General features: G+C 49.2%; 6 protein-coding genes. All 6 read left to right on the forward strand.

Annotation, left to right across the window (positions count from 1 at the left end; all coding sequences use genetic code 11):
- Positions 1-3: 3 nt before the first annotated feature.
- On the forward strand, positions 4-891 hold the full coding sequence (locus EI981_RS07500) for a carbohydrate ABC transporter permease (protein ID WP_126996869.1): 888 nt from the start codon (positions 4-6) through the stop codon (positions 889-891).
- Positions 892-924: 33 nt separating this feature from the next.
- On the forward strand, positions 925-2,490 hold the full coding sequence (locus tag EI981_RS07505) for a response regulator transcription factor (protein WP_162616127.1): 1,566 nt from the start codon (positions 925-927) through the stop codon (positions 2,488-2,490).
- 57 nt (positions 2,491-2,547) lie between these two features.
- The gene (locus EI981_RS07510) at positions 2,548-4,089 is read left to right on the forward strand and encodes a GH35 family beta-galactosidase (protein ID WP_126996873.1); all 1,542 of its coding nucleotides are present in this window, start codon (positions 2,548-2,550) and stop codon (positions 4,087-4,089) included.
- A 34-nt stretch (positions 4,090-4,123) separates the two neighbouring features.
- Positions 4,124-6,256: a beta-glucosidase family protein gene (locus tag EI981_RS07515; protein WP_126996875.1), complete on the forward strand. Its 2,133-nt coding sequence runs from the start codon at positions 4,124-4,126 to the stop codon at positions 6,254-6,256.
- A gap of 13 nt (positions 6,257-6,269) precedes the next feature.
- Positions 6,270-8,054, forward strand: a complete 1,785-nt coding sequence (locus tag EI981_RS07520) for a family 43 glycosylhydrolase (RefSeq protein WP_126996877.1) — start codon at positions 6,270-6,272, stop codon at positions 8,052-8,054.
- A gap of 1,038 nt (positions 8,055-9,092) precedes the next feature.
- A complete protein-coding gene (locus EI981_RS07525) occupies positions 9,093-13,724 on the forward strand; it encodes an S-layer homology domain-containing protein (protein ID WP_126996880.1) in 4,632 nt (1,543 codons plus the stop codon).
- Positions 13,725-13,733 lie beyond the last annotated feature (9 nt).

The following is a 13,733-nucleotide window of genomic DNA, read 5'->3' on the forward strand; positions in this document are numbered from 1 at the left end:
CACATGCAGACCAATAAATTGTATCAGGCGGTTCTCCATGTCATCATGACGGTATTCACTCTTTTTTGTATACTGCCGTTCTGGTTGATGGTCTCCGCTTCTTTGACCGACAATGATACGATCTTGCGTGACGGTTATGCTTTTATTCCCAAGCAGTTTGATCTATCGGCGTATACGTACTTACTGGATAATGCCACGAATATTATACACGCTTACGGGATAACGATCTTCATAACCATAACGGGTACAGTGGCGGGGCTTGCCTTCACTGCCCTGATTGCGTATCCGCTATCGCGCAAGGACATGCCTTTTCGCAATGCGCTTGCTTTCTATGTGTTTTTTACCATGCTGTTCAATGGCGGCCTTGTTCCAATGTATTTGTTGTATACCGATATTTTCGAATTGAAGAACACGCTATGGGCGCTTCTTATTCCCAATTTACTCGTGAATGGTTTCTACATCATTATGATGCGCACCTTCTTTGCGACGACCATACCGGAGGCGGTAATTGAATCGGCCTATATGGACGGGGCGAAGGAAGGCACGATCTTTGTCAGGATCGTGTTGCCGCTGTCAATGCCGGTGCTTGCCACAGTCGGGTTGTTCTATACGATCAATTATTGGAATGACTGGTTTAACGGTCTTATCTTTGTCAGTAACAGCGAGCTTTATAGCCTGCAAAATTTGCTCAACCGAATCTTGCTGGATATACAATTTCTTCAGTCAAGCAGCCAGTTAAGCAGTCACATGTCTGATGGGGTAAGCCGGATTCCGTTGGAATCGATGCGCATGGCCATGGCGGTGATCGGAATTGTGCCGTTAATTCTGCTGTATCCGTTCTTTCAAAAGTTTTTTGTCAAGGGCTTGACGATCGGAGCGGTGAAAGGATAGCTTATTGGCGACAGTCACAGAGGAGGCATGATTATGTTTCGGTTCTTGATTGTAGACGATGAGGCCATTATCGTGAATGGCATAGAGGCAAGCGTGGATTGGCGCAGGCTGGGTGTAGGGGTTGTGGAGACGGCCCTCAATATGCGGCAGGCGAAGGAAGCTTTCGCCAATCGCACCTTCGATGTCATGATTTCTGATATTGAAATGCCGCAAGGCAGCGGATTGGAGCTATTTGCCTGGGTGCGAGCGCATTACCCGAAAACCGAATGCATATTTCTGACCTGTCACGCCGAATTCACCTATGCGAAGCAAGCGATTCAGCTAGGCGGCTATGATTACCTACTGAAGCCGGTTCCGACGGAGGAGCTTGAGAGAACTGTGTTGAATGTGCTGTCCAAGATCCGCAAGGGACGGGATGATGAAGCCAAGTTAGTGGAGCGATTTTGGCTTGCTGTATTGCATCAGGAAGTACCCGCTCGGCCCGATTCCATTCTAAAGCAGGCAGAGCATTATAGGCTTGCCTACTCACCAGCCAGTCGATTGCTGCCGGTATTGATTCAACATCATGATTGGAATAGGGAGCTCGGCACCCAGGATGAGAATATTATGTTATATGCCTTACGAAAAGCCGCGGACGAGTTGGTGACCGATCACTTTGCCGGGGCGTACACGATTAGAATGGGGGAGGCGGAGCTGATACTGCTGATTCCCTGCGGAATCAGTAGCGATCAGGATGAAGCGGAGCTGCTGTTGGAACTTCGTCATCGTTGCCGTGAGTTGCTCCAGACTTGCCAAGCCTATTTCTATTGTCAGCTGGCTTGTATGATTGGCAGACCTGCTCTCCTTAGCGAGCTGGCATCGATGTACGACAAGTTGGGGAGCGCGCTTCGTCATCAGGCAAATGCGGCCAATCGCGTGCTGCTGCTGGATGAATACGGGCAAGCAGGGCGACATGCCCATGTGCCGGATATGAAGCTTTGGGCAGAGCTGCTGCGCAGCCGGGAGGCCAATCGCCTGCAGAGCGAGATCAGGACATTGCTGGATCGCTGGAAGCAGATGAATGATCTGGACACCGGAACGCTTCGGCAGTTTTATCAACTTTTCTTGCAAATGGTGCTGCATACCTTGCAGAAGACCGGATTGAAGGCGGATGAAATCCTGCATGAACACCTGTCACCCGAGCGCGGCCTTAGCGCCACCCGTTCGGTTGCATGGTTGCAGGAGTGGGTGGAAGAAGTGATTGAGAAGGCCGTTGCGAGCATGAAGGCATTGGAATCGAGTGAATCGATTATCGAGAAGATCAAACGATACATTGAATTGCATCTAGACGAGGAGTTGTCCAGACAATACATTGCCGATTATGTCGGGCTTAATCCGGATTACGTCGTTCGCATCTTCAAGAAGTCAACCGGGGTCTCCATATCGGATTATATCTGGCAGGAGCGGATGGAGCGGGCGAAGGAACTATTGATCAAATCAGATATGTCGATTAGTCAGGTGGCGATCTCGGTCGGATATCCGAACTTCTCGTATTTCTCTACGCTTTTTCGCAAATCAACAGCCATGACGCCACAGGATTATCGAAAAATTCATGCTTGACACCAAAAGTGATTCATCGGACAGACTTTTACTGCATGATAACGGGGAGGAATCTGTATGGCCATTCCGGTGTTAGTGAAGGAAAATGGTGCTTTTAATCTGTATGTGGATGATAAACCCTATATTGCGTTAGCGGGTGAATTGCATAATTCAAGCGCTTCCGATCTCGGTTATATGAGCAGTAAAGTTTGGCCATATTTGCGAGAGTTGCATTTGAATACCGTTATTTTACCCGTCTATTGGGAGTTGATTGAGCCGAGTCGGGATGAATTTGATTTCCGGCTGCTGGACGGACTAGTGGAGCAGGCGCGGCAAGAGGGCGCTCGCTTGGTGCTGCTGTGGTTTGGCTTATGGAAGAACGGTATGTCCTCTTATGTGCCAGGTTGGGTCAAGAGAGACTGGCGGACGTACTTCCGGGCTGTACATCGCAATGGCGAACCATCGAATACCATCTCGCCGCTGTGCGAGCCTGCTGTAGAAGCCGATGCCAAGGCGTTCAGGCAGCTCATGAGCCATCTGAAGCAAATCGATGGCAACGAGCATACGGTCATCATGGTACAGATCGAGAATGAAATCGGCTTTCTGGGCAGTGACCGGGATTATTCCGAGGCGGCGAACACGCGCTTCCAGGATTCCATCCCCTCCAATGTAGCGGCGGCTTACGGCAAGGAGGAGGGGTGGCAGGAGGCCTTTGCTGACGAAGCGCAGGAGCTTTTTATGGCCTATCATTATGCGCGGGCTGTGGAGCGTATCGCATCCGCAGGTGCGGAGGTGTATCCGCTGCCTATGTTCGTGAACGCATGGCTGGAGCAGTACCCGTGGCGACCGGGGAATTATCCGAGCGGCGGGCCTATTGCCAAAGTCATGAAGATGTGGAAGCTGGCAGCCCCCACGATATGCCTGTATGCGCCGGACATTTATTTGCCGAACTTCACCGAGATTTGTGAGGAGTATACGGCCGGCAATGAGAACCCCTTGTTCATTCCCGAGGCAAGAAGGGATATGGTAGCGGCCAGCAATGTATTTTATGCGCTTGGCAAGCATGATGCCTTGTGTTATGCGCCGTTTGGCATTGAGGATTTTCTGGCACATCCTTCAACGGCGGGTGCGCCGGATTTGAGGCTGATGATGGCGCTGAATATTGATGTATCCGCGTTTAACATGAATGGTACCGGTCCGGTGCTTGCCCAAAGCTACGAGCTTCTTGGCAATATGCTGGACATGATTCAACAATATCGCGGTACGGACAGCATGACGGGATTTGTCTGGAATCATAATCTGGGCTGCGTCTTATCGTTTGCCAAGTATGACTTGAAGATTACGTATGCACGTCCGCAAGAGAACCAGCCGATTGCGGCCGGGCTGGTCATTGAAGTTGCGGAGGATGAATTTATTGTGGCAGGCGTCAGCTTCGAATTCGAATTTCTGTTGAAGCGGGGCGCACCCGGGAAGTTGGGGATGATCCGGGCTGAGGAAGGGAGCTTCTCTGAGAATCAATGGATACGGGGCAGGGTGCTGAATGGCGACCAAAGCGCATACAACCTGAAAATCGGTCGTAAACCGGCCGCCATGCGGGTAGAGGTATATCGCTATCAATAACGAATCTTGATGATGGAATGGGAGGATGTGCGAGATGACCATGGATATGGAAAGCCGACTTCGATTTACGCAGAAGGCCGAAACGCTGGTTGCGGAAATGACACTGGAGGAAAAAGTGCATCTGATGAGCGGGCAAGTCTCAGCTGAACAGATGTTTCGGGATTTTATCATCATTCATTACAATCATGTGCCTTATCCTGCGGGCGGTATTGAGAGACTGCAGGTGCCTGCGATGAAATTCGTCGATGGCCCTCGCGGTGTGGTGTCGAGCAGCAGCACTTGCTTCCCGGTATCGATGGCACGAGGCGCAACATTCGATCCCGATCTGGAGCGTAGAATCGGCGTCGCGATTGCCAAGGAGATCCGGGCGCAAGGCGGCAACTTGTTTGGAGGCGTGTGTGTCAACCTGCCTCGTCATCCGGGATGGGGCCGCAGTCAGGAAACCTATGGAGAGGACTCTTTTCATTTGGGCGCGATGGGTGCGTCTCTTGTTGTGGGCGTGCAGTCGGAGCAGGTGATCGCCTGCGTGAAGCACTTTGCGTTCAACAGCATGGAGAATGCCCGCTTTAAGGTTAATGTCACGGCAGACAAAAGAACGGAGCGCGAGGTGTATTTTCCGCACTTCAAGGCGTGTATCGATGCCGGCGCTGCTGCGGTGATGAGCGCCTATAACCTGTATGATGGCGCGTACTGCGGACACAACGATTATTTGCTGAATCAGGTACTCAGGCACGAGTGGGGCTTCGACGGTTTCGTTATCAGCGATTTTGTCTGGGGCATCCGCGACACTGTGAAAGCGGTACACGGTGGCATGGATATCGAGATGTGCGATACGAAGTACTATGGACAACGCCTGGTGGATGCCGTCCGCAGTGGCCAGGTCGCCGAGGAGAAGATTGACCAGGCAGCAATTCGTATTGTACGCACCTTGCTGGCATTTACGGCGCAGCCGGAACAGGAGTATGGACCGGAAGTGGTTGCTTCTACTTCGCATATCGCATTGGCGCTTGAGGCGGCTGAGAAATCCATGACGTTGATGAAGAATGACCATGCCATATTGCCTTTTTCCAAATCGGCTCGCAAGGTTGCCGTCATCGGCAAGCTGGGCAAGCAGGCGAATATCGGCGACCACGGGTCGAGCAGGGTGTTCCCGCCGTATGCCGTCACGCCGTTGGAAGGGATACAGCGCTTGCTGCCTGAAGCCGAGGTGTGCTATGACGATGGCACGGATTTGCAAAGGGCCGGCGCGCTGGCCAGGGAATCGGATGCGGTGATCTGCGTGGTCGGCTACAACCATAATGACGAAGGGGAATATGTCACCGATGTAGGGAGCGAGGAATTCAAAGCCAGGATGGCGACTCTTTTCCACAAATATCCTGAAGTGGCGGCGAAGCTGCAAAGCCATACCCCGCAGGAACGCAAGGCTGTGGGGGGAGACCGAAAGTCGCTAGGCCTTCACGCGGATGAAGCGGCATTATTGCAAGAGCTCGGCTCGCTGAACCCGAATACGGCTGTTGTGTTGATCGGCGGCAATACGATAATGATTGAAGAGTGGAAGGATTATGTTCCGGCCATCCTAATGGCCTATTACCCTGGTATGGAAGGCGGTACTGCGATCGCCAAAACCTTGTTCGGGGATGTGAATCCCGGCGGCAAGCTACCCTATGTCACGCCTGTGGATGAGCGACATCTGCCTGATGTGGATTGGGATGCCAGCACTATCGAGTATGGGTACTATCATGGCTATACGAAGCTGGAGAAGGAAGGAATAAGTCCGTCTCTGCCGTATGGATTCGGCTTATCATATACGACATTCCAGTTGGAAGATCCCCGTTTTGAGCGCCAAGGCACGGATGTAGTGGCAAGCTGCACGGTGCATAATACTGGTGAGCGGGAAGGCGACGAGGTCGTTCAACTCTATATCGGCTTCAGTCAGTCACAGGTTGACAGGCCGCATAAATCATTGAAGGGATTCGAGCGAATCACCCTCAAGCCGGGTAAGCGACAGCGGGTTCAACTGAGCTGTCCGATTGACAGCTTGCATTGGTACAATCCACAAACCGACCAGTGGGAGCTGGAGGCCATGGTGCACGAAGTCTATATTGGCAACAGTAGTGCCCGCGAGGGCTTATTAGTGGGAACGGTAGATCTGAGATCATCTGAATAGGGGGATGTGAGAGATGCTCTATCTGTGCAATCCGCTCAATATCGATTACCGATATCAGTTCATTGATGAAGATGGCAAGCTGGTGGTGAATAGGGAGGCCGCAGACCCGTCGCTGGTATTGTTCAAGGACCGTTATTACATGTTTTTGTCCATGACGGGCGGTTTTCTGGTCAGCGATGACCTAGTGGACTGGACATTCCATGCACTCAGGGGCGTGCCGATCTACGATTATGCTCCTGATGCAAGAGTGATGGGAGACAATCTAATCTTGTCCGCCTCTCATCTGTCGCGCAAGGGCTCCTTCTATCGGGCGACCGATCCGATAGAAGGAGAGTTTGAGGAGATGGCAGGCACTTTTCCCTTCTGGGACCCGCATTTGTTCGTGGATGATGACGGCAAGGTGTATTTTTACTGGGGATGCTCCAATTACCAGCCGATCTACGGCGTGCAGCTCGATCCGGTGATTATGCAGCCCCTCGGTGAGCCGCAAGCGATGATCAGCGGTAACCCGGCGCGGCATGGCTATGAACGAAATGGTGAGGATCATTTTCCGAGCAAGACGAAGGAGCAGATTGAACAGCAGGTGCAACTGACTGCCAGCAAGCTGCCGAAGTTGACAGAGGAGATCATGGATACGTTGCGGGTGATGCTGGGTAATGATCCGTTCATCGAGGGTGCCTGGATGAACAAACATGATGGCGTCTACTATCTGCAATACGCTTCGCCGGGCACTGAGTATAATGTTTATTCCGATGGCGTATACGTATCGGATCATCCGCTGGGTCCGTTCAAGCTGGCGCAAAACAATCCCTACTCCTACAAGCCCGGGGGATTTACGCCGGGAGCCGGACACGGATCAACGATGAGCGACCGTTTCGGTAACTTGTGGCATGCGTCTACGATGCGGATCTCCGTGAATCAGCAATTTGAGCGACGAGTCGGCTTATGGCCTGCGGGTTTTGATAGCGATGGGGAGCTGTTCTGCAATCAGCGCTTTGGTGACTGGCCGATGAAGATCGCTCAGGAGCGGGTGGATCCCTGGGCCGATCCCGAGTGGATGATGCTCTCCTATGGCAAGAGTGCGGGGGCGTCCTCTTATATCGAGGGATATGAGCCTGCGAAAGCGACAGACGAGAATGTTCGCACCTGGTGGAAGGCGGCTAATCCGACGCCGGATCAATGGGTGGAAGTGGATCTACAACAGGAATATGACGTACATGCTATCCAAATCAACTTTGCCGATGATCAGCTGTCGGTTGATTTGCCAGAGGGAGCGACATTGCAGCCGTGTGGGCTGTTATCCAGATATATCGATATGCGGCAGCATCATACCCGCTGGATACTGGAAGGCTCGCTGGATGGCCAGAACTATTTTGTGATCGAGGATAAGCTTGAGGCGATGACGAACCTGCCGCATGATTTGATCGTGCGGGAAGCGGGGTTCCGCGCTCGCTACATCAGATGCACGGTCCGGGAGTTGCCGTATGGGCAGATCCCCTGCGTATCAGGCCTTCGCGTGTTCGGAGCAGGCGACGGGTCGTTGCCCGACCGGACGACAGGAGTTCGTATCGAGCGACTGGGCGAACTTGATCTGCATGTTGTCTGGAATCGGGACCAGGCGGTGGGTCATAATGTGTTATGGGGTTATGCGCCGGACAAGCTGTATCACAGCTATATGATATTGGGCAGCAGCCATGCGAAGATCGGGGCGCTGATCAGGGATCAGCCGGTATATGTCCGAGTGGATGCTTTTAATGAGCGTGGCATCGTCGAGGGCGAGGTTTATCTGGTTGTCTGAGACACCGACTCCTTCCGCACTACCATGACCAGTAGCCGCAATGACAATAAAGATAAAGACCGTCATTTTGGGGCAAAAATCGATGATGCCTATGCGCATGCGCATAGGCATCTTACATAGACCGATTTCTTCAAACCACTTGTTCGGCATAGTATACTAGGTGTAGATTGAATATGAACTTCTCCATTTTGTCATGTGAAGTCCAGGTATTTCTTTATTATCCCATCCTCGTTTTCGCATCTCTCGGTGATATTGGACATTCCCTTTCTTTGCAGAGTTATCCGGCTCCGTCAGCCAACATGGTTATGCTGCCTGTTCCGGGTTTTGCCTTCGCATCCTTCGCACCTATCCTCACGGACTAAGCACTATGCGCGAAATCTAGCCTGTCGCAGATGTTTGAGCACACCTAGTTCTCAGTTCAGCAGGCAGTTGCTCAAAGGATGCTTTTTGTTTTATCGTGGGAGGGACACCTCTTCTGTGGTTTGTGATTGATCGACACTTTCACTCTACCAAAAGAAGCGGTGTTTTTCTATGTTAGCAAGCCCCCTACTTATACACCATCTATTTCTGGCCTAGCTTGACACTAAGCTAATTTTTGCTCTGTGAAAGTTGAGATTGAAACACTTGGTAATGCGATAAACTTTCAAAGCTCTTTCCAACTTATTTTATGAGTAGGAACGAGCTTTTTTTGTAGCTAGAACTTGAAGATGCAAAGATAGCGGCGGTGAACATGTGCAGGACTTGGCTGGAAGTACAGCTGTTGCGCGTCGCTTAACCTATTCGAGATTTGGGGAGGTCCTCCTTTTTCTAAGTCTAAAAAACCTTGTTAGATTTAGGCAGATGATTTATGATATCTCATAAAGGAGGAATATTCCACCGAAAACATAATTTAAAGAGGAATATTCCGTAATTATTATGGGAGGTGATGCTTGTAAGAAATATTCGGCAAAAAATAGAATTGTAGACGAGATAAGTTGTAGATAAGAGGGAGTGCTTGGGAAGCTGTTCTTTTCATGAACAATATGGGGAGGTACGGTAATGAGATTAAAGAATACGCTATCTTTCATCTTATGTTTTGTTCTCATTTTTTCAGGAATGACGTTGAGTGTGTCGGCCGATGAAGCCATTACAGCGAAAGCTGCAAACGGCAACACCATCAGCATTACAGCAGTGAATCGAGCCATCGGAGCTTCAGATGAAATGATTTTGTTTACGCGAGAAAACAGTAGTAAGCTCACAGATTCGAACCCTTACGCGGCTGCCGCAGTCGTGGACTATCATGAAGGTACTTACAGCGTTACGGACGTCACTTATCGTGAAGGTGCTGTACAAATACCGACGAATGGCTTTGTACTGTTTGGTCACGGATCGAGTGAACAGTGGATTAAAGACAATATGAGTCCGGGATACCCGGTTGAGATTGTTGGCTACACGCTACCTGATCCAATAGTCGGAGGCCCACAGCTCATCACAGAGCAGGGTATCATACCGATCGACGTTGTAGATCAGGATCAACCGACCAATACCATCGCGGTTTATACACGTCATTTTGGTAAGATGACAAGACCGTTCTCTGAAGATACCGTTCAATATATCATCACTAATGATGTAGTGGTTGTGAAAAGCACATATGATAATCATGGCCAAAGTGGAACCTACATTCCTGCGAACGGTTATGTCATATCGGCTTCTGGCAACGCTGCGTCATCCTTGAATTTGGTGGTGGGGCAATCTGTACAAGCGATTAACGTAGATATTCCTATTCTGCCTAGCAAATATTTGAAAGTGAATGGTATCGCGGTAGGTATTGATAAAATAAATGGACCGCGTGGAACGGGAGAAGTGGTGTTGTACCAGCCTACTTATGGCGCAACCACTAATCAGAATGCTTGGGGAATGGAGCTTACAGTTGTTGGCAATAAGGTGACCAACATCGTGGCGATTGCAAACGATCCCAACACAGGGGGCTATCTTGATAACAACTCCTCCATTCCAGCGGATGGATATGTGCTGTCGATTCAAGCGTCAAGTCCATACTATGATCAACTAGCGGGCAAAGTGAGTATCGGTACAGAGGTTGAGCTCGTGACGGATAGTTTAATTTACCAAGCGGCTAGAACCTCGTTTGATGCATTTAATCCGAAAGTAAAAGAAGATAATCCAGGAGGCTGGGACAATGTTGGCAATGTGCCTTATCCGGGCTTCCGTGGATCGGATCAGTTGATCGTCTATGATCGTAATTATGGCGAGGAGACTGGCACGAACCCATGGGGCAATGAAGTCATTGTTAATGCGGATGGATATGTGACGAACAATGGCGGGAACAACAGTAAAATTCCTGAAGGCGGCTATGTATTATCCGGTCATGGGGTTAAAAATACATGGTTAAAGAACAACGCACTGGTCGGAGCTAAATTGAGTCTGGATTTTGCTAAAAAAGAAGTGTTGGTGATTTTTACGCCGGAATCTTACTTAGATAAAGCATCGATAAGTATCGATAGCGCAGAGAAGGCGCTTCAGTCATCCAAGAATCAATTTATGGATGTGCCTTATGCCGATATTGAACAGAAGATTGTAGAAGCGAAGGCCGTTTATGAGTTGGCCAAACAACGATTAAATGAAAGCGGTACCAACGGGTTGATGGATTTATTGAATGACTTAGATCAGAAAGTGACGGAAGCAAGTTATATGAATTTTGAGTCTCCGAAAGTACAGACTCGAGGTCTCTGGATGAGGCCGAAGGAAAAGAACCTGGAGCAGGTTCGAGATCATGTGAAGAAAATCAAAGAGACCGGTATCAATGCCATCTATCTGGAAACGTGGTGGAATGGATATACCACTTGGCCAACGTCTTTGCCAGACACTGAATTAAATCCTTTGTATGAAGGCTTTGATGTACTTGGAGCATTCATTGAGGAAGGTAAGAAACAGGGGATTGAAATTCATGCCTGGGTGGAGAACTTCTTTGTCGGCGGACCGGTTGTGGTGAATCATCCCGATTGGCGTTTGATCAGCAGACAAGGTATTGATTATGAAGTGGGCATTAACAATGCCAAGTGGTATTGGCTTAATCCAGCGCTCCCGCAGGCTAGAGATTTCGTTGCTTCTGTATATAATGAGCTCATCACAAAATATGACATTGCATCACTGCATTTGGATTATGCGAGGTATCCAGATTCCAAGGATTACACGAATGACTTTGGTTATGACACGTATACCCGCAATTTGTTCAGCGAGAAATATGGCGTTGATCCGCTTGACCTTCATCCAGGAGATCGCTACTGGGATGAATGGCTACAATTCCGTGCGGACATTATCAATACCTGGGTCGTCCGGGTAGTGGACGAAGCGCATCAAATCAAACCAAAGCTACAAATTACAACTGCGGTATGGCCGAATTATGAGGAAGCACCGAAATCGCACGCACAAGAAGCGAAATACTGGTTAGATCATAATTTAATCGATCACTTGTACCATATGTCTTATGCTCCGGGTTCGGAATTAACGGTAGCTGACTTGAGAAACTCCATGGCATTAGCAGGGGACAATGCATTCGTCTCATCGGGTCTAGACACGTTCCAAGGCAATCCTACATCGGCTGTTGTGGATCAAATTACCGAAGCAACAAAGAATGATGGAGCTGGAGCTGCATTATTTGAATTCGAAGGACTATTTAATTATAAGTATGACAAGGTGCTGAAGATTGGGGTGTATCGTAATGAGGCAATTTTGCCTCAATATGATACGACCAAGCCTCTAGCGACCGTGATGGAAGAGATGATCCGTAAAATCAATGAGATTTACGTTCCTTTCCAAGGGATGAGCAGACAAGAAGGTGATACTCTTATCCGCAAAATTCAACCGGCAGTTCAGGCGTTGAATACGAATGCAGATATGAGAGCCGATACAGCAACATTCGCTAAGCAACAGATCGAAGCCCTAAGAAGCGAACTTGATGCCAACAGCTCGATTAATCCCGAAGTGAAGAACCGAATGACACTTGACCTAGATTATGGGCTCAAAATGGTCAACATCTATTTCTCCAAAGCCGCATCGAAAGCGCAATTGAGCACTCTGACGGTAAGTAAGGGGAAGCTGACCCCTTCCTTCAACCCGTCGATCTATACCTATCAGGTTGATGTAGATAATGCGGTTACTGCATTGGACATTACGGCGAGTACAAGCAACAAGACAGCTAAGATTTTTGTTGACGGGAAGAGCTACGCGAATGACTCGGCGATTCCTGTGCAGCTCAAAGTTGGATTGAATTCGGTGATCCTTCAAGTGATGTCTGAAGACGGTTTGACGATAAATTATAATCTGTCGATATACCGTGCCTCTAAGGAAGATCCGGGAAGTAGCAGTGGCAATGGAGGCAGTGGTAGTAATATCACAACACCTCCTCAAGATACTTCGACAAATGTGAAGCCCGATAGCAGTATGTTATCGCTTAAGTCGGAAAAGAAATCAAACGGACAAACGATGCTAACTGCTAAAGTGAGCGCGGATGAATTGAACAAAGCTTTCCAAAGGTTGAAGGGGAGTAAAGAGTCGCCCGGTTCTGTCACGATTGAATTGATGGGTGAAGATGATATCCAACAAGTCGGGATTCCGGCACAATCGCTCATCGATGCGTTGGCGATCGCACCGAACGCAACAATCGTAATCCAAGGAAATCACGCTGTCTTTGAAGTGCCGGTATCATTACCTAATTTGTCCACATACATCAAAGAGCTTGGGGCGGATGCCAAGGATACGGTCGTATATGTCACGATCGAACAAGTGAAAGGTAAAGATTTAGAGCAGATTCGGAGTCAAGCCAAACGGGAAAACGCCACACTAATAGATGATCGGGTGATTGATTTCTCTGTTCGAGTCGAGGCGAATGGGAAAACGAAGACCTTCTCGAATTTAGGAAATAAGTATATGAAGCGCAGTATCGTTCTAGATCAATCTATACCGTCGGATACAGCAACAGCGATTTATATCGATCCAAATAGAGGCAGGTTCTCCTTCGTACCTTCCATATTTACGACACAAGGCGGTCAGACGGTCGTGATGATAAAGCAAAATGGGACCGGTCAATACGCTGCAATTCAATCCTTCCGAACATTTAAGGATTTGAAGAATCATTGGGCAAAATCTGATATTGAGCTGCTTGCATCCAAGCGTGTGATCGAAGGGATGAGCACAGATCAATTTGCTCCGGATCAAAAGGTTACACGTGCTGAATTTGTGAGCCTATTGGTTCGTTCGTTAGACTTAAACTCGGACACAAGCCTAACGAAGTTTCATGATGTGTCTACCTCCGATTGGTTCGCTGGCGCCGTAGGTGCTGCGGCAAATGCAGGCATCGCGAAAGGCAATGAGGATGGTTCCTTCAGGCCTAATGATTCAATTACGAGAGAGCAGATGGCAGTCATGATTAGTAGAGCACTATCTTTTGTCGGCAAATCAGTACAGGCTCCTACTCCGCTTGACATGACCGTCTATCATGATGAGGGATCGATTAGTGCTTGGGCGCAAGCAGCAGTCGCGGAGACACGTGATGCGGGTATTTTGAAAGGGGTAACAAGTACGACGTTTGAACCGGATATTCATACAACACGTGCGCAAGCAGCCGTGGCTGTGAAGCGTATGCTGCAATATTTAGGCTTTATCAATTCCTAATGAATTCAC

The organism is Paenibacillus lutimineralis (assembly GCF_003991425.1).
GTDB lineage: Bacteria > Bacillota > Bacilli > Paenibacillales > Paenibacillaceae > Fontibacillus > Fontibacillus lutimineralis.